Raw genomic sequence first — 22,791 nt, 5'->3', positions numbered from 1 at the left:
CTCGGGAGAGGGTGAGATGTCCGCCGATTTCGAGTGGCCCATCGGACGACGGCTCTGGGTCGCCTTCCTGGTGGTTCCCCCGCTCGCCTTCACGGCGGCCTTCGTGGTCCTGCCCATCCTGTCCGCCTTCGTATACGCCTTCTACCATTGGGAAGGCCTGAAGCGCGTCGACTTCGTCGGCCTGCGCAACTTCGCCGACGTTCTCTTCCGCGACCCGTGGGCGGCCACGACCTGGCGCGCCTTCGGCCACAACGTCATCGTCTTCGTGAGCCTGATGGCGGTCCAGAACGGCGTCGGATTCCTGCTCGCCTACGCGCTCTCCCGCCAACTGCCCGGCCATCGCTTCCACCGCGTGGCGGTCTTCCTGCCCGTCATCCTGTCGAGCGTCATCGTGGCGCTGCTCTGGAAGCAGTTTCTCCACCCGATCTTCGGCCTCCTCAACAAGACGCTCGGCCTCGTCGGCTTCGGAACCGTCACCACCCCGTGGCTCGGCCTCTCCGAGACCGCCCTCTGGGCCCTGATCATCGTCAACGCCTGGCACTGGGTCGGCTTCCCGACGCTCGTCTTCCTGGCCGGCATCCAGCGCATCCCGCCCGACATCATCGAGGCCGCGCGCCTGGACGGCGTCTCCGAATGGCAGCTCGTGCGCCGGATCATCTGGCCGCTGGTCGCCCCGAGCGCGACCGTGACCTTCATCCTGCTCTTCATCGGCGCGTTCAACTGGTTCGAGCTGCCCTACCTAATGGTCGGCCTCGAGGGCTCGCCCTACGGTACCACCGACGTGCTCGGCCTCTACTTCTACCGCACCGCCTTCGGCAACCAGAGCTCCGGCACCCAGGACTTCGGCCACGGCTCGGCGCTGGCCGTGCTCATGTTCCTGTTCGTCGCCGTCGTCTCCGCCGTGTGGACGATCCGCCTGCGCCGCCGGGAGATCGAACTGTGAGCGCCGCCGAGGCCCGGGGCCGCGCGCCGGGGGGGCCGACGCTGGACCTTCTCCTGCAGGTGCTCCTGGTCGCCAACAGCTTCGTGATGCTGTTCCCGATCCTCATGATGGCGGTCTGGGGCTTCAAGACCACCGGCGAGATCTTCGGCAAGCCCTTCGCGCCGCCGGACTTCGCCAACATCGCCAACTACGTGACCGTCCTGACGGAGACGAACTTCTTCACCTACCTGGGCAATTCGCTCTTCGTGACCGGCACCTCCATCCTCCTCATTCTGACCCTCGGCACCATGGCGGCCTACGGCATCGCCCGCTACGACTTCCGCGGCAACGTCGCCGTCTACCTCTTCTTCCTCGCCGGCCTCATGGTGCCCCTGAAGCTCGCCATCATCCCGCTCTTCATCCAGATGCGCGACCTCGGCCTGCTCGACAGCCGCATCGGCCTGATCGTCGTCTACACCGCCATGGGCCTGCCCTCGGCCGTCTTCATCATGACCGGCTTCCTCCGAACCCTGCCGAAGGAGCTGGAGGACGCCGCCCGCATCGACGGCGCCTCCGACGCCCGCATCATGCTCTCCGTCATGCTGCCGCTCGCCCGCCCCGCCATGGTGATCGCCGCGATCCACAACGCCGTGCCGATCTGGAACGACTTCTTCTTCCCGCTCGTCTTCGTGCAGACCGACGCGCGCAAGACCCTGCCCCAGGGGCTGACCGCCTTCATGGGCGAATACACGACCAACTGGGGCGTGCTCTTCGCCGGCCTGACCCTCTCGGCCCTGCCGATCACGCTGCTCTACATCCTGCTCTCCCGCCAGTTCATCCAGGGCATGACCTCCGGGGCGCTGAAATGAGGACCATCCCGAAAGGCGCGCTGGTCGTCTCCTGCCAGGCCCGCGCCGACAACCCGCTGCACGGCCCCGTCTTCATGGCCGCCATGGCGGCCGCCGCCCGGGACGGCGGCGCCGGGGCGATCCGCGCCGACGGCCCGGACGACATCGCCGCCATCCGGTCCGCGGTCGACCTGCCGATCGTCGGCATCCTGAAGCGCTTCCGCGACGACGTCCCGGTCTACATCACCCCCGACTTCGCCGCCGCCGAGACCGTGGTCGCCGCCGGTGCCGACATCGTCGCCCTCGACGCCACGCCGCGGGCGCGCGGTGGCGAGGATCTCGCCGGCCTCGTCGCAGCCATCCGCGGCCGGCTCGCCCGCCCGGTCTTCGCCGACGTCTCCACCCTGACGGAGGGACTGGCCGCCGACGCCCTCGGCGTCGACTACGTCGCCACCACGCTCGCCGGCTACACCGACGAGACCCGCGTGTCGCGGGAGGCCGGCCCCAACCTCGCCCTGGTGGCGGCGCTCGCCGCCCGCTGCCGGGCCCCCGTGGTCGCCGAGGGCCGCTTCGACACCCCCGAACTCGCCGCAGCCGCCCTGGCGGCCGGCGCCCATGCGGTGGTGGTCGGCACGATGATCACCAACCCGCGCGAGATCACCCGCCGTTTCGCCGCGGCCCTCGCATGCTGACCCTCGGCCTCGACGCGGGCGGCAGCGCGACCCGCTGGGTGCTCCTGGAGGCCGAGGCCGACCGGGTGGTGGCGCGCGGCGAGGTCGGGCCGTTCTCCGGGCATATCTTCGATCCCGCCGTGGAGCGCCGGTGCCGGAGCGCCGTCGCGGCCGTCGCCGCGGCCGCCCTGCCCCACGCTCCGTCGCGCGTCGCGGGCGGCATCACGGGTCTCGGCGGCGGGTCGCCGGAAGCCGCCACGATCGCGCGCTGGCTCGCCGAGGCCCTGGGGCTGCCCGAGGAGGCCGTGACCCTCGGCGACGACATGTGGGTCCCGGCCGCCAGCCTCTTCGCCCCCGGCGCCGGCGGCATCGTCTACGCCGGTACCGGCTCGGTCGGCTATGCGATCGATCGCGAGGGCCGGGCCGTGAAGGTCGGCGGCCGTGGCGTGGTGATCGACGACGCAGGCGGGGCCTACTGGATCGCGGTCCGCGGCCTGCGCGCCGTCGCCCGCGCGCTCGACGAGGACGCCGACCGCCACCCCGCCCTGCGCGACGCCCTCGCGGCCCGCCTCGGCGTGGCCGACTGGCCGACGATCCGGGCCGCCGTCTATGCCGCCGACCGCGGCGGGGTCGCGGCCCTCGCCCCCTTCGTGGCCGACGCCGCCCGGGCCGGCGACGCGGCCGCGCTTGCCATCCTGGAGGACGCCGGCGCCGAGCTCGCCCGCCTCGGCGAAATCCTGGCTCGGCGCCTCGGGCTCACGGACCTCGCGCTCCTCGGCAACGCCGTCAGGCTCCACCCGGCCATTGCCGTGGCGCTGCGACGGCACCTGCCGGCCGGCCTCGCGCTCGCCACGCCCGAGATCGACGCGGCGCACGCCGCGGCCCGCCTCGCCGCCCTCGGCCGCGCCGCCCCGACGGGGACGTGAGCGCAGCCGCCTAGATCCCGGAGGACCCGGCCGACGACGCCACCGGCTCGGAGCCCCGGGGCTCCTGGAACCGCGCCATGAAGGCCCGGTCGATCCGGTCCTTCCAGGCCCAGACCCAGCGGCCGGAGACGGCGAGCCAGGTCCCTCGCCCGCCGATCGCCCGGCCGTCGCCGGTGGCCAGGAGAACGAGGAAGCGGCGCTGCGGCGCGAAGTTGTGGAGAGGCCGGCCGAGCGCGGCGGCCAGCAGGTTGTCGGCCAGCACGAGCCCCTGCCGGACGGCGAAGACGCCCGCCTTCTCGCGCGGCGTCTCGACCATGAAGGCACAGTCGCCGGCCGCGAAGATGCGGTCGTCCGCCGTGCTCTGCAGTGTCGGCCGGACCGCGACGCTGCCGTCCGGGGCGAGGTCCAGCCCGGTCCCGGCAAGCCAGGACGGCGCCCGCCCGCCGGTCGCCACCACCACGGCGTCGGCTGCGATCCGCAGGCCCGAGGCGAGCAGGATGGCACCCGCCTCGATCATCACCGCACGCTCGCCCGTCCGGACTGCGACCCCCGCCGCCGCCAGCGCGCGCGCCACGCGCCGCCGGACGCCGGCGTTGAGCGTCGGCACCAGCACGTCCGAGGTGAGGATCTCGACGTGCGACCGTGCCGGGTCCAGCCCCGCCGCCCGGGCGTCGGCGCGCAGCCGTGCCGCGAGCGCGAGCGCGAGTTCCACGCCGGCCGCCCCGCCCCCGAGCACCACGACCTTGCGCGGAGCGTCCGCCGCCGCGGCCCTCAGCGCCGCGACGGCCGCCAGGAAGCCGTCAACCGGCTTGACCGCCACCGCATGCTCCGCCGCCCCCGGCAGGGCCCCCAGGTCCGGCGCACTGCCGACGTCGAGCGACAGGACATCGTAGCCGAGCGACGGCAACCCTTCGAGCCGGACCCGCCGCGCCGTCCGGTCGATCCCGATCGCGGCCGCATGCACCAGCCGCGCGCCGGTCCTCTCGGCGAGGCCGACGAGGTCGATGTGGATGTCCTCGCGGCGATAGAGGCCGGCCACATGGCCGGGAAGCATCCCCGAATAGGCGGTCTCCAGGTCGCGGCTGACCAGTGTGAGCCGCAGGCCGGCCCGCACCGCCGCCGCGAGACGCGGCAACACCTGCACATGCGCATGCCCGCCCCCGACGAGGACGATCTCGGGGCCGCTCCCGCCGGACGTCACGGCCCGCCCATCCGGCCGACCGCGTCCGAGACGATGTGCACCGTGAAGGCGCCCGTGGCCCGGATGTTGGCGCCGCTATCCTTCGAGGCCCCGTCCGCCCGGAACCCGACGCCGAGCGCCAGGATGGCCGGATCGGCCGAGAGGCGACCAGCGCCGCGCCCGGCCCGGTCCGCGTTCCCGCGCCGTTCCTCGGATCTGCGCTCGCCCGTCATCGCCGCTCGCCTGGATCGCATACGGAATTCATCCGGAACGGCATACCAGGATGCCCCATTTTCACGCAATCGAACGTCTTTCGAGGGCGGTCCGCGGCGCCGCGTCTACCGGATCGTGATCGACCTGGAGCCCCCCTGTCGGCCAGGTCATCGATCCCGTTCAGACCTTCCTCCAGTCTCCGAAGAACCCGTCTTCGCGCGCGCCCGGCGGGCCGGGACCCTCGCGGCGGCACAATGGGCGGCGAGCAGGTCCCCGGTCCTGCCGACATGGGCCGCGAACAGCCGCCGCGCCAGCTCCGCGTCGCGGGCCTGCAGGGCGAGCAGGATGCGGCGGTGCTCCTCAATCGATTCCTCGACCCTGCCCACCGAGGTGAGCGCCACGTTGCGGGCGCGCTGCAACCGGCTGATCAACCGGGCATGCGTCTCCGCGAGCGCGGGATTCGCCGCGCCGGCGACGATCAGCGCATGGATCTTCTGGTTGAGCCGGATGTAGCCGACCCGGTCGCCCCGGGCGTGCCGCGCCTCCATGTCGGACTGCAGCCTGGCGAGGCGCGCAATCTCGGCGTCCGACATGCGCGACGCCGCGAGGCCGGCCGCGAAGCTCTCCAGCGCGGCCTCCACTTCGAAGAGATGCGCCAGTTGCTCGCCGTCGAGCGGCGCCACGACGGCGGCGCGGTTGCGCCGGAGCAGGACGAGGCCGTCCGCGGCGAGCAGCTTGAGCGCCTCGCGCACCGGTGTCCGGGACGCGCCGAGCGTCTCGACGAGCCACGGCTCGCTCAGCACCGCGCCGGGGGCGAGTTCGAGGTAGACGATCATGTCCCGGAGCCGCGCCACGGCCTGATCGGCCAGCGAAGGCGCCGGACGGGATCGTCTCGGCCGGTCCGGGGCGGCGGTATGGCTCACGGCCAGAGCCCCGCATCCGCCAGGATCGCCTCCGCGGCGCGCGCGACGGCGAGGACCCGGTCGTCGTGCCCGCGCGGCCCCACGATCTGGAGGCCGAAGGGCAGGCGATCGCGGCCGCGCCCGGCCGGAACCGAGATCGCGGGCACCCGGGCGTGGTTGAACAGGGGCGTGAAGACCGCATGCGCCCGGGGCGCGACCGCGACGCCGCCGATCCGCTCGGGCCCGAGCCGGTCGTTCGGCCAGGCGACGCAGGGCACCGTCGGGCCGATCAGCACGTCCCATGCCCCGAAGAACCGGGCGACCGATCGCATCACGTCCTGGCTCAGACCCTGGGCCCGCGCCACGGCGGTGCCGTCGAGCCCCAGGCCGCGCTCGATCTGGGCGGCGACGTCGGGATCGAACAGGCCGGGGTCCCTCCGGAACGCCTCGCCGTGAATGGCGGCGAGGCCGGCGTGCTGGATCGGCATCAGCGCCGCCTCGGTCGCGCCCTCGGGCCAGACCGGATCCCGCCGGTCGATCGTCAGGCCCGCGCCGACGAGCGCCGCGACCGCCCGCTCGACCCCCGCCGCGACCTCCTCGTCCACCGCCGCGTCGAGCCCGAAGCGCGGCGACCAGGCGATCCGCAGCGCTTCCGGCGGGCGCGGTTCGGCGAAGGACAGGACGAGGCTGTCGGGATCGCGCGGGTCCGGCCCGCGCAGGACGGCGAACATCGCCGCCACGTCCGCGACCGTGCGGGCGATCGGCGACGGGCAGGAGAGGCCCCCGAACGGGCTGGCGAAGCCGGGGCCGCGCGGGATCGCGCCGTAGGAGGGCTTGAAGCCGACCGCGCCGACATGGGCCGGCGGCCGCCGGCTCGACCCGCCCGCGTCCGTGCCGAGCGAGACCGGCACCAGCCCCGCCGCGACGGCCGTCGAGGGCCCTCCGGACGAGCCGCCCGGCGTGAGCCGCGGATCCATCGGGTGCCGGGTCGTGCCGTAGACCTTGTTGGTGGTCATCCCCTTGCAGGCGAACTCGGAGGTGTTGGCCATGCCGACCACCACCGCGCCCGCGCGCCGGAGCCGCTCCACCGAGATCGCGTCCGCCGGCGGCACGAAGGCCTCGTAGAGCCGGGAGCCTTGCGTCACCCGCCGCCCGCCGACCCAGATGTTGTCCTTGATCGCGACGGGGACGCCCGCGAGAGGCAGGTCCTCCCCGGCCGCCAGCCTGCGGTCGACCGCGGCCGCCGCCGCGCGGGCCTCGGCCGGGTCGAAGTCGACGATCGCGACGAGGTCGGCTGCCGCCCCGATCCGGGCGATGGCGGCCTCGGCGACCGCGGCGGCGCTGGTGCGTCCGGCGCGCACGGCGGCGGCGATCGAGACGGCGTCTTGCGGGTCGGTCATCACGGGTCGTCTCCGAAGATGAGAAGGACGGCGCCGGCGGCGGCCAGGACGCCGAGCGCGGCGAAGCTCGCCGGAAGGCCGCCGAGGGCCTCCGTGCCGGCCACGATGGCAGGCCCGACCAGGAGGCCGGCATACGCGATGGAGAGCACGGTGCCGGTCACGGCGGCAACCCGGTCCGGTCCGGCGAGCCGGGCGACCTCGGCGACGAAGATGCCGTTCCAGCCCGAGGCGGTGGCGCCGAACGCGATCGCGAGCGCGACCAGCGCGCCCCACGGGAACTGCGGCCCGAAGGCGGCCAGCGCGAGCGCCGACAGGCTCATGCCGAAGCCGAGCGCCGCCACGATCCGGCGGGCCGACCCGAGCCGCCCCACCGCCGCGCCCCAGCCGAGCCGGCCGACGAGCCCGGCGACCTGCGCGGCCGCCATGGCGATGCCGGCCGCCACGTGGTCGTGGCCGAGGCGGACCGCATGGCTCACGAACACGGTGTTGAGCGCCAGTTGCATCGCCCCGAAGGCCGCCGCCGCGACCGCCAGCGTGGCGAGCGGCCGTTGGGCCAGGACCTCCGCCAGGCCGGCCCGGATCGTCGCGGCACCGGCCGGCGGCCGGACCGCGTCGTAGCGCCGGGCGAGCGTCGCGGCGGCGAGCGCCACCCCCAGCGCCGCCGCCGCGACCGCCGCATAGCCGAGGCGGGGATCATAGGCGGCGACCAGCGCCGGCAAGAGGAGCGAGCCCGCGGCCGCCCCGATCTGGTTGCCGGTCTGGCGGACCGAGAACACGAAGGGCCGATCCGCCGGGCGCGCCAGGCGGCCGAGCAACGCCGCGCTCGCCGGCGTCTCCGGCCCGAAGGCGAGGCCGAGCAGGACCGCCGCGACGGCGAGTGCCGGTCCCGACCCGGCCGCCGCGGCCATCAGGCCGAGGGCGGCGGTCGCGGCGGCGAGCGCCGCCGTGCGCATGGGCCCGATCCGGGACACGAGCGCCCCCGCCCGACCCGCGGCCAGGAGCCCGGTCGCGAAGACGAGGCCGGAGAACAGCGACAGCGCCGCCGGCTCGAGCCCGACCCGGGGCGCGATCACGCCGGGCGCGAAGATCGCCGCCGAGATCACGGCCTGCACGGCCGTCATGGTGGCGAGCGCCGGCCCGAGCCCCGCCTGCGGCGAGGTTTCCGTGGCGGACGGGCGCGGAGGCGCTACCATGGCGCCACGCGGTCCGGACCCCTTGCGCCGGGCGCCAACCAGGGATGCTGGGCATGGCCGAGGCGGGCGGAATCTCCATCCATGGCGTCGACATCGCGAAGGGCGTGGCCGCCGCCGGGCTCGGCGTCGAGCTCTGGGCCCTGGCGCCGCAGCGCCGGCTCGTCGCCGCCGGCGCACTCGGGACGAACGGCCTGCTCGACCATCCGACCGCGCGCGGCGAGGGCATCGTCGCCGGCCCCTACGAGGTCGTCTTCGCGCTCGGCGCCTGGCTGAGGGCCAACGGCTACGGGCCCCGCGAAACCGCGTTCCTGGACGTGGTCCCGTTCCGATTCGTCGTCTCCGACCCGGCGCAGCACTACCACCTGCCCTTCAAGTTCACGCCCTGGGGAATCCAGCTCTTCCGCGGAGTCTGACCCGGCCGGCTCATGCGAGCCTCCGCGACAGGCCCGTCAGCCGCTCCATCACCATGATGAGCGCGACGGTGGCCACGATGAGCACGCCCGAGAGGGCCGCGATCGTCACGTCCAGCTTGCCCTCGAGATCCTGCCACATGCGGATCGGCAGCATGTCGGTCGCCGCGTCGCGCAGGAACAGCGAGACCGGCACGTTGTCGAAGGACGACATGAAGGCGATGAAGCCGCCGGCGAGGATGCCCGGCCGGATCAGCGGCAGGGTGATGCGGCGGAAGGTGGTGAACCGGCTCGCCCCAAGGCTCGCCGAGCATTCGAGCAGCGTCGGATCGAGTTGCGCGAGCGCCGCCACCGTGTTGCGCACCACGTAGGGCACGCAGACGACCGTATGGCCGATGATCAGCGTCAGCGGCGAGACCGGCAGCCCGAGCGCCGAGAAGAACATCAGCGCGGACAGCCCGAAGGCCAGCGCCGGCAGCACCAGCGGCGACATGAAAAGGCTGTCGAGCACCTTGGCGGAGAGCCGCTTCGAGCGCGCGATGCCGAGGCCCGCCATGGCGCCCAGCAGAATCGACAGGCCGGTCGACCAGGCCGCGACCTTCAGGCTGTTCATCGCCGCGAAGTGGAGCTGCCAGGCGTCGAGCAGGGCCCCGTACCAGCGCAGCGAATAGCCGGGCGGCGGAAACTTCAGCGAGAAGCCGCTCGTGAAGGAGACCACGATCACCACCACGGTCGGCGCCGCGAGCAGCACGAGCGCCAGCACGGCGACGACCCCCATGACGACTTCGAACGAGAGGGCTTCCCAATCGCGCCGCATCGGCCCTCTCCTCACGCGTCGTGCGGGCCGCGCGCAAGCCGGCCGAGCAGGTTGATGACCGAGACCACCGCCAGCACCGCGGCCAGGAAGATGATCGAGATGGCGGCCGCGAAGGGCCAGTTCTGCAGCGTCGAAGCCTGTTGGTACAGATACATCGGCATGAACAGCATCTGCCCGCCGCCGACCAGGCTCTGGGTGATGAAGGCCGTGATCGCCGCCGCGTAGGTCAGCATCGACCCGGCGACGATGCCGGGCAGGGACAGGGGCAGCGTCACCTTCAGGAAGGTCCGCCAGCGCCCCGAGCCGAGCGAGGCCGAGGCGTCCGCGAGATTGGGGTCGATCCGGCCGATAGCGGTGATCAGCGGCAGGATCATGAGCGGCATCTGCACCTGGGCCAGCGCCGCCACGAGCCCGCCCTCGGTGTAGAGCAGCTTCACGGGCGTCGCCGAGAGCCCGAGCGACAGGAGCATGGTGTTCACGATCCCCTGCCGGCCGAGGATCACGATCCACGCGAAGGTGCGCACGACCACGGAGGTCAGGAGCGGCAGGAGCACGATTAGGATGATCAGGCTCTTCAGCCGCGGCCCGACCCGCGTGTAGGCGAGCGCCACCGGATAGCCGAACACGAGGCAGGCCGCCGTGACCTCCAGCCCGAGCAGCAGGGTCGAGCCGAGCACCTTCAGGCTGAACACGTCGCCGAGAAAGGCGGCGTACTGGGTCAGCCCGTAGGCCGAGCCCTTGGGATCGGCCTGCAGGCTGAGGAGCAGGAGCACGGCCAGCGGGGCGACGAAGAAGGCCGCCAGGAAGCCGCCGAGCGGCAGCGCGAGGCGGATGTCCGGGCTGGTCGTGTCCGACATGGGCGGAGCTTCCTGGCGGGCCGGTGCGGGGGCGCGCCGCCGGCGGGGCGGCGCTGCCTTTCGAGGGCGGCACCGGGCCGAGGCCCGGGCGCCGGATCTCTCAGAGCTTGATGTCGCGGTTGAACCGCTCGATCCAGGCGGAGCGCTGCTCGTTGATCTTCTTCCAGTCCTGGAAGACGAACTTCTTCTTCAGCTCGTCGGTGTCCTTGGCGAGCACCTTGGCGATCTCGCCCCCCATCGCGACCTTGGTGTTGGTCGGCACGATCAGGTAGGGCGCGGCCATCAGCTTCGCCTGCACGTCCGGAGACAGCGCCGCCTCGATGAGCTTGAAGGCGAGGTCCTTGTTGGGCGAGTTCTTGACGACGTGGATCGTCGTCTTGAACGCGATGGCGCCCTCCTTCGGGGCGACGAACTCCACCGGCACGCCGTTCGCCTTGAGGATCTGGATGGCGTTGAAGTTGCCGGGCGAGATGTCGATCTGGCCCTGTTGGAACAGGGTCGCGAGCGCGCCCGGGTTGGCGGCGACCGCGGCGAGGTTCGGCTTCAGCTTGCCGATCGCCTCGAAGGCCGGGTCGATGTTCGCCTCGGAGCCCCCGTTCATCTTGGCGATCTCGACCATGAAGCCGGTGCCGAGGGTCGAGTTCATGTTGGTGATGCCCACGCGGCCCTTGAACTCCGGCTTCCACAGATCGGCCCAGGAGGTCGGCGGCGTCTTGATGACCTCCGGATTGTAGGTCAGCCCGACCACCTGGAAGAACGGCGCCGGGCCGGTCTCCACCTGGGCCTCGGCGATCAGGTCCTTGTAGTGCGCGCTCTGCGCGACCGGATAGGGCTCGACCAGGTCCTGGCCGATCGCCACCAGCGCCGGGCCGGGATCGTGCAGCATGACGTCGATCGGCGGGTTGGCCCTGGCGGCGTTGACCTTGGCGATCTGGTCGACCGACAGCATCGGGTCCAGCACGATCGGGGCGTCGCCCGAGAGCTTGCGGTAGGCCGGCACGAGGACGGCCTTGTGGGCCTCTTCCCAGCTGCCCGTGAAGGTGGCGAAGACGAGCGGGCGCGCCTGCGCCATGGTCAGGCCCGGGAAGGCCTGCATGGCCCCGAGCGCGAGTGCGGTCTTCAGCAACTGACGGCGATCGAAGTCCATGATCGAACACTCCTGGTACGGCGGTTTCACGAGAGCGGATAGGCGGCGGCGAGGTCCGGCGCGGTCGGCAGGACCCGGACCGCGGTTCCCCCGGCGCGAAGCAGGGTCGAGGCCTTGCGCGGTTCGGCGACCTTGATGCCGGCGCCGGTCGCGGCCCGGACCTCGTGGACGACGGTGGCGCCGAGCGGCAGGCCCATCTCGACGACGGCCGCGAAGCCTGCGGGATCGTCGCCGAGGGCGAGGTGTTCCGGCCGGATGCAGACGACGCAGCGCTGGCCGGCCTCGAGGCGGCCGCCCGGCACGCGGGCCACGATCTCGGTGCCGACGTCGAGCGCCACCCTCGCGGCCGTCCCGTCGCCCGCCACCACAGCGCCGGGCAGCACGTTGGCGGAGCCCACGAAGGTGTTGACGAACAGGCTCTGCGGCCGGTCGTAGACCGCGATCGGCGGGGCGAACTGCTCCAGCCGGCCCTGCGACAGGACCGCGACCCGGTCGGCCATCGACAAGGCCTCCTCCTGGTCGTGCGTCACCATCACGGTGGTCACGCCCGACAGGCGCTGCAGGCGCTTGATCTCGATCTGCATGTCGAGACGCAGGTTCTTGTCGAGCGCCGCGAAGGGCTCGTCCAGCAGGAGGATGCGCGGGCGGATCGCCAGGGCGCGGGCCAGCGCCACGCGCTGCTGCTGTCCGCCGGACAGCTGGCGCGGGTAGCGGTCGGCGAGGTGCCCGAGCCTGACGAGATCGAGCACGCGCCGCGCCTCCGCGACCCGCTCGTCCCGGGGCACCCCCTGCGCGGCCGGCCCGTACGCGACGTTCTCGCCGACCGTCATGTGCGGAAACAGCGCGTAGTTCTGGAACACGATGCCGATCCGCCGGCGGTTCGGCGGCAGGTCGTCGACGACCTCGTCGCCGAGCACGATCCGCCCCTCGGTCTGGCGGATGAAGCCGGCCACGATCCTGAGAAGCGTGGTCTTGCCGCAACCCGACGGACCGAGCAGCGCGACGAGCTCGCCGGCCCTGATGTCCAGGTTGATGCTTTCGACGGCCACGCTGGAGCCGTAGCGATGCGTCACCGCATCCACCACCAGCGATCGTCCGCCTTCACCCGTGATCACCCCGGTCATCGCGTCCGTCCGGCATCGGTCTTGCAGCCCACAGCCTTGCAATGGGCATGCCGATTGCGGGTTCGGTCATGATTTTCAGGAACTTGACCGGCACTGAGCCGATCACGGATGGATCCTTGCCCGAGTCTTGGGCAGCGGAAGGAGGCGAATGACGTGAGAAGCAGCGCCCGCGCGTCGTCCGGCCCCGCGACCGATCCGGTCCCGGACGCGACCGCCTTGGCGGAGGACCTGGCGGCGCGACGCGTCTCCGCCGAGGCCGTGCTGGACCGGCATCTCGCCCGGATCGATCGTCTCGAGCCCGCGCTCCTGGCCTTCCTCACGCTCGATCGCGACGGCGCCCGCGCGGCGGCCCGCGCGCTCGACCGCGCCGCGCATCCGGTCGGCCCGCTCCACGGCCTGCCCGTCGCCGTCAAGGACCTGACCGACACCGCCGGCCTGCGCACCACCCGGGGCTCGCTCCTCGACGCCGAACGCGTGCCCGAGGCCGACGACCCCGTGGTCGCCCGGCTCCGGCGCGCCGGCGCGGTCGTCATCGGCAAGACCAACACGCCGGAATTCGGCTTCGGCGCGGTCTGCACCAACGCCCTCCGGGGCCCGACCGCGAACCCCTACGACCTCCGGCTCACCTCGGGCGGTTCGTCGGGCGGATCGGCCGTCGCGGTCGCATCCGGAATGGCGGCGCTCGCCCACGGCACCGACTTCGGCGGCTCGGTCCGCACCCCTGCCGGCTTCTGCTGCGTGGTGTCGATCCGGCCGACCCCCGGCCTCGTCGGCGATGCGGCGCGCGATCTGGCCTGGACGGGGCTCGCCACGCACGGCGCCCTGGCGCGCACCGTCGACGATGCGGCACTGCTGCTGCGCGCCATGGCGTCCGACGACCCCCTCGACCCCTTGTCGGCCGGCGCCCGAGCCCCAGGCCCGCCCCCGGCCGCCTTCCCGCGGGTGGCCGCCACGGCGGATTTCGGGATCGCCACGATGGCGCGTGAGGTCCGCGACCGGTTCGACGAGGCCGTCGCGGCCGCCGAGCCCGTCCTCGGCCCGATCCCCCGCTCGACGCCGGACTGCGCGGGCGCCGGGCAGGCCTTCCGGGTCCTGCGCGCCGCCCAGGTCGCCCGGACCTACGGCCCCCTCGCCGACCGCCACAGCGACCGCCTGAGCCCCACCGTGCGCTGGAACGTCGAGGCCGGGCGAAGCCTCTCGGCGCAGGACTATCTGGCCGCGGAGGCGACCCGCGCGGCGCTCTGGCGCCGCTTCTGCGCCTTCTTCCGGGAGGTCGACGTCCTGATCGCGCCCTCGGCGGCGGTCATGCCCTGGCCCAGCGCGGACGGGGAGGTCCTCGCCATCGACGGGACCCCCCTGCCCGACATCCTGGACTACCTGACCGTGACCTTCGTGGTCTCCCTGGTCGGCTTCCCGGTCGTGACCCTACCGGCCCCGCGGCGGGCGCACCCGCTCCCCTTCGGCCTGCAGCTGATCGGACCACCCGGCGGCGAGGAGGCCCTGATCGCCGTCGCGCGCCGGCTCGAACGCGAAGCCGGCTTCGCCTGGCGCCCCCCGCCCGTGCAGGACCTGCCCCCCGACGGCGAGGCATGCGACCATCCCTGACGAGAGGAATGCCCTATCCGGCCCTCCCTCCCCCTTCACCCGACCGACGTGAGCCCCCCGCCATGACCCTGCGACTCGGCATGCTGACCCCCTCCTCCAACACCGTCCTGGAACCGGTGACGGCCGCCATGCTGGCCGGCATGCCCGACGTGACCGCGCACTTCTCACGGTTCAGGGTGACGGAGATCGCCCTCGGCCGGGCGGCGCTCGGGCAGTTCGACGACGAACCGATGCTGGCCGCCGCCGACCTCCTCGGCCACGCCAAGGTCGACGTCGTCACCTGGAACGGCACCAGCGCCAGCTGGCTCGGCCTCGACCGGGACCGCGCGCTCGCGACCCGGATCTCCGACCGGACCGGCGCCCGCACGACCACCTGCGTCCTGTCGCTCTTCGACCTCTTCGCCCGCCACGGCATCGGCTCGATCGGGCTCGTGACGCCCTACACGGGCGACGTCCAGGCCCGCGTCGCCGAGGTCTACGGCCGCGAGGGCGTTCGCGTCGCCGCCGAGAGCCACCTCGGCATCGCGGACAACTTCTCCTTCGGCACTGTGGACGCCGCGACGCTCGACCGCCAGGTCGCAGCCGCGGTGGCGGGGCGCCCGGATGCCGTCGTGATCCTCTGCACCAACGTGGCCGGCGGCCCCCACGTGGCCCGCTGGGAGGCCGAGCACGGCGTCCCCGTGCTGGATTCGGTCGCGGTGGCCCTCCACGGCGCGCTCGCCGCGGCGGGACGTGGGGGGCTGGGCGATGCGCGCTGGGGCCGGCTGCTGGCCTGAGGCGGCCGGCGGCGAGGACGGCCCAGGGCCGGTCCACTCAGCGGGAGCGGGCCCCCGCCATGCCGGCGAAGATGCGGCCGAGGTCCGGCTCCGGCACAGGCTCGGCGACATGCAGCCGGTCCTCCACGGCGCCGAGGTGCTCCAGCATCAGCCGGACCGCGGGATCCGGGTCGCCGGCCGCCAGCGCTGCGAGGATGCCGGCATGCTCCTCGTGCGAGCAGCAGGGCTTTCCAGGCCGCTCGTATGTGGCGATCACCAGTGCCTCCCGGGTGACGAGGTCGCGCAGGATGCCGGCCAGGATGGCATTGCCCGCAATCTCCGCCAGCAGGGTGTGGAACTCGCCGGACAGCCACAGGACGCCCTTCGCGTCCCCCGCCTGGCGGGCCCGCCGCTCGGCCTCGATGTTCGCCTCCAGCCGGCGCCGGTCCGCCTTGCCGAGCCGGCCGGCCACCAGCCGCACGATCGCCTCCTCGATCGCCCGGCGCGCCACGAAGTTGTCGGCCGCGTCCTTGGGGCTCGGCCGGCGCACCGAGGCGCCCCGGTTGGGCTCCAGCGTCACCACGCCCGCATAGGCGAGGCGGACCAGCACGTTGCGGATGCGCGCCCGGCTGGCCCCGAACAGGCCGCCGAGTTCTCCCTCCCTGAGGCGCGTGCCGGGCAGAAGGTCCTGGCGGGCGATGGCCCGGTGGATCTCCTCATAGATGCCGTCCTCCGGCATCCCCTCGCGCGGCGGGGCGGGGCTCGGCAGGTCGGCGACGGGCGGCGGCTTCGGCATGGTCGTCATCCGATACGGAACGACCATGGGGTGGCGGCGGCGGCGACGTCTGTCAACAGTCCGGCCAGCCCCGCCGGCGACCAGCCTGCAATTCGGGCAATTGCCCTGCCGGGTGCCTGCAAAGTAATCCTCGATTGTCGACAATCCCGTGCTTGATTGTTGAAGTGAAACGGCGAGGCGCGACGGCTCCTCGCCTCCGCTTCTCTTCCGCCAGGGGGCCCGCGTGGCCGCGCCGCCGAACGACCGCTACCGCTATGTGCCGATCACGCGCTACCGGGATTTCCGCTGGCCGAACGGCGCAAGGCTGGCGCTCTTCGTCTGCCTCGGCATCGAGGAATACCGGCCCGACGACGGCCTCTCCGAGAACCTCATTGCCGGCGCCTCGCGCCCCGACTGGGTGAACCGCTCCTGGCGCGACTACGGCAACCGGGTCGGCGCCTTCCGGCTGATCGACCGCATGGCCGAGTTCGGGATCCGCCCCGCGGTCCTGCTCAACACCGACGTCTACGACAGCGCCCCGGAACTGATCGCCCACGCCCGCGCTGCCGGCGCCGAGATCGTCGGCCACGGGCTCACCAACTCCGACACGCTGGCGACCCTCTCGCCGGAGGCCGAGGAGGCCTATGTCGGCGCGGTCGCGGCGCGCATCGAAGCCGAGGAAGGCCGCCGCCCGGGCGGCTGGTCGAGCATGTGGCTCGCCCACAGCGCGACGACGCTGCGATCCCTGCATCGGCAGGGCTATCGCTATTTGCTCGATCTCCATCTCGACGACCGACCGGTCTGGCTCGACGCGGGGGAGGGTCGGATCCTGGCCTTACCTTATGCCCTGGAGCTCAACGACAGCTCCACCATGATCGGCCGCTACGCCGGCGCGGAGGAGTTCGCCCGCATGATCGTCGACGGCTTCGACGAGATGCGCCGCGCCGCCGCGCGGCAACCGCTCGTGATGAGCGTCGTGGTCCATTCCTTCATCTCCGGACAGCCCTTCCGGCTGCGCGCGCTCACCCGCGCACTCGAACACATCGCCGCCGCCGGCGACGCCGTCTGGATGGCCACCCCGGGCGAGATCGCCGCCGTCATCGAGGAGGACCCGAGCCTCGCGCCCTGACCCTCGCCCCGGGGCCGGCCGTCTGGCCCCGCCATTGCATGCCCGTCCGTCCAACCCGCCGGAACATGTCCGGCCTCCCGCTGCCCGGAGCCACGCCCCATGACCAGGATTCTCGTTGCCCTCGCCGTCGGCCTCTTGGCCGCAGGACCCGCCGCCGCCCAGGAGACGCCCGCCGGAATGCGCATCGCCGGCAACTTCTCGTCCAACTCCAAACACGTCGACAACATCGAGAAGCCCTTCTTCACCGGCCTGCCCGGGGCCACCGGCCTGAAGCTGGAGATGAACTACAACCCCATGGACGTCGTCGGCGTGAAGGCCCAGGACGCGCTGCGCCTGCTGCGCACGGGCGCCTTCGACGTCATGTCGGTGCAGATCGGCATGGCCTCGCGCGACGACCCCTTCTTCGAGGGGCTCGACCTGATCGGCGTTTCCACCAACATGGCCGACCTCCGGAAGGCGGTCGACGCCTACCGGGATGCCTTCGACAAGCGCCTGCAGGAGAAGTTCAACGCCAAGGTCATGACCCTCTGGCCCTTCGGCCCGCAGGTCTTCTACTGCAACGCGCCGATCAAGTCGCTCGACGACATGAAGGGCCTCAAGATCCGTTCCTTCACGCCCTCCATGGCGGCCCTGATCCAGAATCTCGGCGCCACCCCGGTGACCCTCCAGTTCTCCGAAGTCTATCCGGCCCTGCAGCGCGGCGTCGCCAACTGCGGCGTGACCTCGCCGACCTCCGGCAACTCCGGCAAGTGGCCCGAGGTGACCACCCACTTCCTGCCGCTCTCGGTCTCCGGCTCGGTCCAGGGCCACTTCATGAACCTGGACTACTGGAAGAAGTTCTCGCCCGCCGAGCAGGCGAAGATCGCCGCCGAGTTCAAGCGGATGGAGGACCAGATGTGGGCGCTGGCCGTCACCGCCAACGACGACGCCATGAACTGCAACATCGGCAAGGAACCCTGCAAGGAGGGCACCAAGGCCTCGATGACGCTGGTCGATGTCTCCCCCGCGGACCAGAAGAAGCTCGACGAGGCCGTCACCAAGGTCGTCCTGCCGATCTGGAAGGAGAGCTGCAACCGCGTCGATCCGGCCTGCACGGACGTCTGGAACAAGACGGTCGGCACGGCGCGCGGCTTCAAGATCGACTGACCGGCGACCCTGCCGCCCCGGCTCCTCCGAGCCGGGGGCCCGGCCCCGATCCCGGGGTCCCCACCTCCCGCGCCCCGCGAGGCAGCCGATGGACAATCCCCTCAACCGCGTCGTCCAGCCCGTCGCGCGGCTCGCCGCGGTCCTGTGCGGCTACGGCATCCTGATCCTCTCCTTCGCCATCGGGGTGGAGGTGATCGGCCGCAAGTTCTTCGCCTTCTCGCTCCAGGGCGTCGACGATTTCGGCGGCTTCATGCTGGCCATCGCGGCGGCGGTCGGAGCCTGCTACACGCTCGCCCACCGCGGCCATACGCGCATCGACGTCTTCCTCCTGCGCATGTCGCCCCGCTGGCAGGCGATCCTGAATCTCGCCGCCATGCTCACCTTCGCGGTCTTTGCCGGCTTCGCCTTCTGGCAATCCGTGTCGGTCTGGCGCGAAAGCCGTCTCTTCATGAGTGTCTCGGACGGCCCCCTGCAGACCCCGCTCGTTTACCCGCAGGGCGCCTGGGTCTTCGGGCTCTTCCTGATGGCGGTGTTCGCCGCCGCCTATGCGGTCCATGCGGCCGTCCTGTTCGCCAGGAACCCCGGCCTCCTCAACAAGATCTACGGTCCCGCCACCGTCGACGAGGAGGTCGAGGCCGAACTCGATGCGCGGCGCCAGCGGGAGGGAACCCCATGATCGGAGCCTTCGGAGCCCTCGTCGGCTTCTTCCTCATGATCGGCCTGATGGCGATCGGCCTCCACATCGCCTTCGTGATGTTCGCGATCGGCGCACTCGGGGCGATCTTCTATCTGGGCACGCCCGCCCTCCTGGCCTTCGGCAACCAGTTCTGGGGCGCCACCAACAACTTCGTGCTGGTCGCCATCCCGTTGTTCGTGCTCCTCGGCGAGATCCTGGTCCGCGCCGGCTTCACCGACCGCATGTACCGGGCGCTCGGCGACTGGCTCTCGCCCCTTCCGGGCGGCCTGCTGCACACCAACATCGGCGCCTCCGCCATGTTCGCGGCCGTCTCCGGCTCGTCGGTGGCGACCGCCGCCACCATCGGCACCGTGGCGCTGCCCGCCTTCCGCGACCGCGGCTACGACGACCGGCTCGTTCTCGGCACGGTCGCGGCCGGCGCGACGCTCGGCATCCTGATCCCGCCCTCGATCAACATGATCATCTATGGGGCCATGACCAACACCTCGGTCGGCCAGCTCTACGCCGCAGGCGTCGTCCCCGGCCTCGTCCTGACCGGCCTCTTCATGATCGTCACGGTCGTGCTCTGCCTCGTCCGGCCCGCCCTCGCCGGCGCGAAGCCGCCGCCTGCGCCGCTGTCCGAGAAGATCGCCCGGCTGAAGGACCTCCTGCCGCCGCTCGTCATCTTCGTCCTGGTGATGGGCTCCATCTACCTCGGCTGGGCGACCCCGACGGAATCCGCGGCAGTGGGCGTCATCGCCTCGCTCGCGCTCGCCGCCTCGGTCGGCAGGGTCAACCTGCGCATGCTGCACGAGTGCTTCGTGTCGACCGTCTCGGTGACAGCCATGATCATGCTGATCGCGGCGGCAGCCTTCTACCTGAACTTCGTGCTCGGCGTCATGGGCGTGCCGCAGGCGCTCGCCGCGGGGATCCGCAGCCTGGGGGCGAACCAGACGGTCTTCCTGATCATCCTCACAGTCTTCTACCTGATCCTCGGATGCTTCCTCGACGCGCTCGCCATGGTCATCGGCACGATCCCGATCGTCTTCCCGCTCGCACTGCAGATGGGCATCGATCCGGTCTGGTTCGGGATCTACCTTGTCGTGATGGCCGAGCTCGCGCTCATCACCCCGCCGGTCGGCATGAACCTCTATGTCGTCCAGGGTATCCGCGGGCGGGGACTCATCACCGACGTGATCCAGGGCACCCTCCCGTATCTCGTCATGATGCTCCTGCTGGTCGTCCTGCTCGTCCTCTGGCCCGGCCTCGCGCTCTGGCTGCCCCACCAGTTCTACAAGTGAGGCCGGCCTTGCGGATCCTCGTCCTCAACGCCAACACGACCGCCTTCGTCACCGAGCGCGCCGCTGCGGAAGCGCGCCGGGTCGCCTCGTCGGGCACCGAGATCCTGCCCGTCACCGGCGACTTCGGCGCCGCCGTCATGGCGAGCCGCGTCGAATGCGCCATCGGCGAGCACGCCGCCGTGACGCTGGCCGCCCGCCATGCCGGAGGCACGGACGGCGTGCTCATCGCCGTCTCATACGACACGGGCCTCGAGGCCCTGCGCGAGATGCTACCGGTCCCGGTCCTCGGCATGACCGAGGCCGCGCTCCTGACCGCCTGCACGCTCGGCGCCCGCATCGGCCTCGTCTGCTTCGGCGCGCGTGTGCAGCCGCTCTACGCGGAGCGCGTCCGCCGCTACGGCCTGGAGTCCCGCATCGCCGCCTGGACGGTCCTGGAGACCACCGCCCCGTACAGCCCGGGCGACACCACCGCGCTCGACGCCGACCTGGTCGCCGCCGCCGCCGGGCTGGTCGTCCAGGGCGCCGAGGCGGTGATCCTGCTCGGCGCCGTCATGGCCGGCGCCTCGCGACGCATCGAGGACCGCGTCCCCGTGCCCGTGCTGGACGGCATCCGCGCCGGCCTCCCCCTCCTCGAGGGCCTCGTGCGCTCACGCTACCGCAAGCCCGAGACCGGCAGCTACGCCCCGGTCGCCGGACGCAGCCTGACCGGAGTAGACCCGGCGATCCTGCGCCTTCTCTCCTGAACGCCGACGCACGCCCGGGACGCCGGCAGCACCGGCTTTGAACCCGACCTGCGGATACGGATCAGCTCCCCCGTTGCCACGCCCCGGCCGCCACGTTACGCTTCGTGGAAAGGTCGAGCGATACAACGCTCGATGTCGGGAGGAGATCATGAGGGCTTTCAGGTCGCTGCTTCTGGCAGCATGCTTTGCTGCGTCCGGTTCTTCGCTCGTAATCGACCGCGCCGCAGCTCAGGGGATACCCAGGGATATTCCACGGAACGAGCTGCTCATCCTGGAAAATCCTGAGGGGACCATCAAGAACGCCGGGTGGTTCAACATCTGGGCGATCAATGCAGGCTCTCAATCCAACGGATTGCAGCAGGCCGCACTCGATACGCTCTGGTACATCGACCCGGAGAAGGGCATCGACGGCGTCTGGGACAATTCCCTGGCGACCGACAAGCCGGTCTACAACGCCGACTTCACCGAGATGACCGTGAAGCTCCGGAAGGGCATCTTCTGGAGCGACGGCGTCGAGTTCACCTCCGCGGACGTGAAGGCGACCGTCGACATCCAGATCAAGAATCCGGGGATGCGCTTCTCGGCCGTCCTCACCAACAACGTCGCCGAGGTGATCACCCCGGACGCCGAGACGGTCATCTTCAAACTGAAGAAGCCGAACTCGCGCTTCCACACCAACTTCACGGTCCGCTGGGGCGCGATCTGGATCCTGCCCAAGCACGTCTTCGAGAAGGTCGCCGACCCGCTCAAGTTCGACTTCAACCCCCCGGTCTCCCTCAGCGCCTACACGCTGAAGAGCTTCGATCCGGACGGCAAGTGGTACATCTGGCAGGCCCGCGAGGACTGGCAGCGCACGAGCCTCGGGCGCTACGGCAAGCCCGGCCCGAAGTACCTCGCCTATGTGGATCCCGGCCCGCCGGACAAGCGCGTCATCGCGCAGCTCAACCACGAGCTCGACGTCATCCACGACATCGCCCCGGAGGGCATGTTCACCCTCGCCAAGCAGAGCCCGTCGACCCGCGCCTGGTTCAAGGGCTTCCCCTTCGGCCACCCGGACCCGACCCTGCCGGCGCTGGTCTTCAACACCCAGAACGACAACTTCAAGAACCGCGACGTGCGCTGGGCCCTCGCCCTGATGATCGACGTCAAGGGCGTCGCCATGGCGTCCTACCGCGGCGCCGCCACGATCTCGGCGATCGGCGTACCGCCGACCGGCGGCCACCCGGAGACCTACCACGCCCCCATGGAGGCCTGGCTCAAGGACTTCGAGCTCGACACCGGCAAGCGCAAGATCAAGCCCTACGACCCGACGGTCGGCAAGCAGATCGCCGACATGCTCCGCCCGAGCATGGGCGAGGTCATCCCGACCGACCCGGCCGAGATCGCCAAGGCCTTCGGCCGCGGCTGGTGGAAGACCGACCAGCAGGCCGCCCAGGAACTCCTCGAGCGCGCCGGCTACACCAAGCGCTCCAACCAGTGGTACCGGCCGGACGGCCAGCCCTTCACCATCCGCGTGATGGTCGAGGGCGACCTGCGCCCGGTCATGACCCGCGCCGGCTCGATGATCGTCCAGCAATGGCGCCAGGCCGGCATCGACGCCAAGGTGGACGTCGCCCAAGGCACGCTCCTCACCCGCCGCGGCGCCGGCGACTTCGACACCTTCATCGGCTGGTCCGTGGAGACCTGGGGCGGCCACCAGGACCTCAGCTACTTCATGGACAGCTGGCACTCCCAGTTCGTCGCCGAGCCCGGCAAGCCCCAGCCCTTGCGCAACTGGCAGCGCTGGTCGCACCCGGACCTCGACAAGATCATCGAGCAGATCCGCACCATCGGCTTCGACGATCCGAAGGGGATCGAGCTCGGCAAGGAGTACGTGAAGCTGGTCACCCGCGAGATGCCGATCATCCCGCTCATGGCCTACAACGTCTTCACGGCCATGGACCACACCTACTGGACCGGCTTCCCGACCGCCGAGAACCCCTACGCCAACCCGGTCACCAACTGGGGCAACTCCCGCTACATGCTGGTCAAGCTGAAGCCGGCCAAGTGAC

Annotated in this window: 23 protein-coding genes; 13 read left to right on the top strand and 10 right to left on the bottom strand. The window is 71.7% G+C overall.

All coding sequences use genetic code 11. The features are described from left to right. The first annotated feature begins 16 nt into the window (after positions 1–16). From WBG79_RS17935 to WBG79_RS17920, 4 genes are read left to right on the top strand one after another with little or no spacing between them, the layout of a single operon-like run. On the top strand, positions 17–943 hold the full coding sequence (locus WBG79_RS17935; protein WP_337358552.1) for a carbohydrate ABC transporter permease: 927 nt from the start codon (positions 17–19) through the stop codon (positions 941–943). After that, entirely contained in the window at positions 940–1,791 is an 852-nt protein-coding gene (locus WBG79_RS17930; protein ID WP_337358551.1) for a carbohydrate ABC transporter permease, read from the top strand. Before WBG79_RS17935 ends, WBG79_RS17930 begins: the two co-directional genes overlap by 4 nt. After that, positions 1,788–2,462 carry an N-acetylmannosamine-6-phosphate 2-epimerase gene (locus WBG79_RS17925; RefSeq protein ID WP_337358550.1) on the top strand — a complete coding sequence of 225 codons (675 nt, stop codon included), beginning with the start codon at positions 1,788–1,790 and terminating at the stop codon, positions 2,460–2,462. Before WBG79_RS17930 ends, WBG79_RS17925 begins: the two co-directional genes overlap by 4 nt. Next, entirely contained in the window at positions 2,456–3,367 is a 912-nt protein-coding gene (locus WBG79_RS17920; RefSeq protein ID WP_337358549.1) for a BadF/BadG/BcrA/BcrD ATPase family protein, read from the top strand. The genes WBG79_RS17925 and WBG79_RS17920 overlap by 7 nt, the downstream gene beginning before the upstream one ends. A gap of 10 nt (positions 3,368–3,377) precedes the next feature. On the opposite strand, the gene WBG79_RS17915 is transcribed toward WBG79_RS17920, so the two are convergent. From WBG79_RS17915 to WBG79_RS17895, 5 genes are all read right to left on the bottom strand, one after another. Beyond that, positions 3,378–4,568 carry an FAD-dependent oxidoreductase gene (locus tag WBG79_RS17915; RefSeq protein ID WP_337358548.1) on the bottom strand — a complete coding sequence of 397 codons (1,191 nt, stop codon included), beginning with the start codon at positions 4,566–4,568 and terminating at the stop codon, positions 3,378–3,380. After that, positions 4,565–4,801, bottom strand: coding sequence for a hypothetical protein (locus WBG79_RS27650; protein ID WP_443147479.1), 237 nt, complete (start codon positions 4,799–4,801; stop codon positions 4,565–4,567). Before WBG79_RS27650 ends, WBG79_RS17915 begins: the two co-directional genes overlap by 4 nt. Positions 4,802–4,927: 126 nt before the next feature. Beyond that, the gene (locus tag WBG79_RS17905) at positions 4,928–5,683 is read right to left on the bottom strand and encodes a GntR family transcriptional regulator (protein WP_337358547.1); all 756 of its coding nucleotides are present in this window, start codon (positions 5,681–5,683) and stop codon (positions 4,928–4,930) included. Next, the gene (locus WBG79_RS17900; RefSeq protein WP_337358546.1) at positions 5,680–7,062 is read right to left on the bottom strand and encodes an amidase; all 1,383 of its coding nucleotides are present in this window, start codon (positions 7,060–7,062) and stop codon (positions 5,680–5,682) included. The genes WBG79_RS17905 and WBG79_RS17900 overlap by 4 nt, the downstream gene beginning before the upstream one ends. After that, positions 7,062–8,255 (bottom strand): MFS transporter, encoded by a 1,194-nt coding sequence (locus tag WBG79_RS17895; RefSeq protein WP_337358545.1) that lies wholly within the window; start codon positions 8,253–8,255, stop codon positions 7,062–7,064. The genes WBG79_RS17900 and WBG79_RS17895 overlap by 1 nt, the downstream gene beginning before the upstream one ends. Positions 8,256–8,308: 53 nt before the next feature. Here WBG79_RS17895 and WBG79_RS17890 point away from each other — a divergent pair, with 53 nt between their 5' ends. Further along, entirely contained in the window at positions 8,309–8,668 is a 360-nt protein-coding gene (locus WBG79_RS17890) for a hydroxyisourate hydrolase (protein ID WP_337358544.1), read from the top strand. A 10-nt stretch (positions 8,669–8,678) separates the two neighbouring features. Here the strand turns inward: WBG79_RS17890 and WBG79_RS17885 are convergent, their stop codons facing one another. The 4 genes from WBG79_RS17885 to WBG79_RS17870 form a co-directional block, all read right to left on the bottom strand. Next, a complete protein-coding gene (locus WBG79_RS17885) occupies positions 8,679–9,482 on the bottom strand; it encodes an ABC transporter permease (RefSeq protein WP_337358543.1) in 804 nt (267 codons plus the stop codon). A gap of 11 nt (positions 9,483–9,493) precedes the next feature. Next, positions 9,494–10,339, bottom strand: a complete 846-nt coding sequence (locus WBG79_RS17880; RefSeq protein ID WP_337358542.1) for an ABC transporter permease — start codon at positions 10,337–10,339, stop codon at positions 9,494–9,496. A gap of 100 nt (positions 10,340–10,439) precedes the next feature. After that, positions 10,440–11,486: an ABC transporter substrate-binding protein gene (locus WBG79_RS17875; RefSeq protein ID WP_337358541.1), complete on the bottom strand. Its 1,047-nt coding sequence runs from the start codon at positions 11,484–11,486 to the stop codon at positions 10,440–10,442. Positions 11,487–11,512: 26 nt separating this feature from the next. Further along, the gene (locus WBG79_RS17870; protein WP_337358540.1) at positions 11,513–12,610 is read right to left on the bottom strand and encodes an ABC transporter ATP-binding protein; all 1,098 of its coding nucleotides are present in this window, start codon (positions 12,608–12,610) and stop codon (positions 11,513–11,515) included. 153 nt (positions 12,611–12,763) lie between these two features. Here WBG79_RS17870 and WBG79_RS17865 point away from each other — a divergent pair, with 153 nt between their 5' ends. Further along, positions 12,764–14,215, top strand: a complete 1,452-nt coding sequence (locus tag WBG79_RS17865) for an amidase (RefSeq protein ID WP_337358539.1) — start codon at positions 12,764–12,766, stop codon at positions 14,213–14,215. 62 nt (positions 14,216–14,277) lie between these two features. Continuing rightward, complete coding sequence (locus WBG79_RS17860; RefSeq protein ID WP_337358538.1) at positions 14,278–14,991, top strand: maleate cis-trans isomerase family protein; 714 nt, start codon at positions 14,278–14,280, stop codon at positions 14,989–14,991. A 37-nt stretch (positions 14,992–15,028) separates the two neighbouring features. Here the strand turns inward: WBG79_RS17860 and WBG79_RS17855 are convergent, their stop codons facing one another. Beyond that, the gene (locus WBG79_RS17855; RefSeq protein WP_337358537.1) at positions 15,029–15,766 is read right to left on the bottom strand and encodes a GntR family transcriptional regulator; all 738 of its coding nucleotides are present in this window, start codon (positions 15,764–15,766) and stop codon (positions 15,029–15,031) included. 223 nt (positions 15,767–15,989) lie between these two features. Between WBG79_RS17855 and WBG79_RS17850 the strand changes: the two genes are divergently transcribed. The 6 genes from WBG79_RS17850 (at position 15,990) to WBG79_RS17825 (ending at position 22,790) form a co-directional block, all read left to right on the top strand. After that, positions 15,990–16,874 (top strand): polysaccharide deacetylase, encoded by an 885-nt coding sequence (locus WBG79_RS17850; RefSeq protein WP_337358536.1) that lies wholly within the window; start codon positions 15,990–15,992, stop codon positions 16,872–16,874. 99 nt (positions 16,875–16,973) lie between these two features. Then, positions 16,974–18,020 carry a TRAP transporter substrate-binding protein gene (locus WBG79_RS17845; protein WP_337358535.1) on the top strand — a complete coding sequence of 349 codons (1,047 nt, stop codon included), beginning with the start codon at positions 16,974–16,976 and terminating at the stop codon, positions 18,018–18,020. Positions 18,021–18,108: 88 nt separating this feature from the next. After that, entirely contained in the window at positions 18,109–18,696 is a 588-nt protein-coding gene (locus WBG79_RS17840) for a TRAP transporter small permease subunit (protein WP_337358534.1), read from the top strand. Continuing rightward, on the top strand, positions 18,693–19,997 hold the full coding sequence (locus tag WBG79_RS17835) for a TRAP transporter large permease (protein ID WP_337358533.1): 1,305 nt from the start codon (positions 18,693–18,695) through the stop codon (positions 19,995–19,997). The genes WBG79_RS17840 and WBG79_RS17835 overlap by 4 nt, the downstream gene beginning before the upstream one ends. 8 nt (positions 19,998–20,005) lie before the next feature. Next, positions 20,006–20,740 carry an aspartate/glutamate racemase family protein gene (locus WBG79_RS17830; protein ID WP_337358532.1) on the top strand — a complete coding sequence of 245 codons (735 nt, stop codon included), beginning with the start codon at positions 20,006–20,008 and terminating at the stop codon, positions 20,738–20,740. 148 nt (positions 20,741–20,888) lie between these two features. After that, entirely contained in the window at positions 20,889–22,790 is a 1,902-nt protein-coding gene (locus WBG79_RS17825) for an ABC transporter substrate-binding protein (protein WP_337358531.1), read from the top strand. Position 22,791: the final 1 nt, after the last annotated feature.

This window comes from Prosthecomicrobium sp. N25 (genome assembly GCF_037203705.1).
In the GTDB taxonomy this organism is placed as follows: domain Bacteria; phylum Pseudomonadota; class Alphaproteobacteria; order Rhizobiales; family Ancalomicrobiaceae; genus Prosthecodimorpha.
The sequence above is the reverse complement of the archived record's forward strand: the minus strand, read 5'-3'. Positions and strand labels throughout refer to the sequence as shown.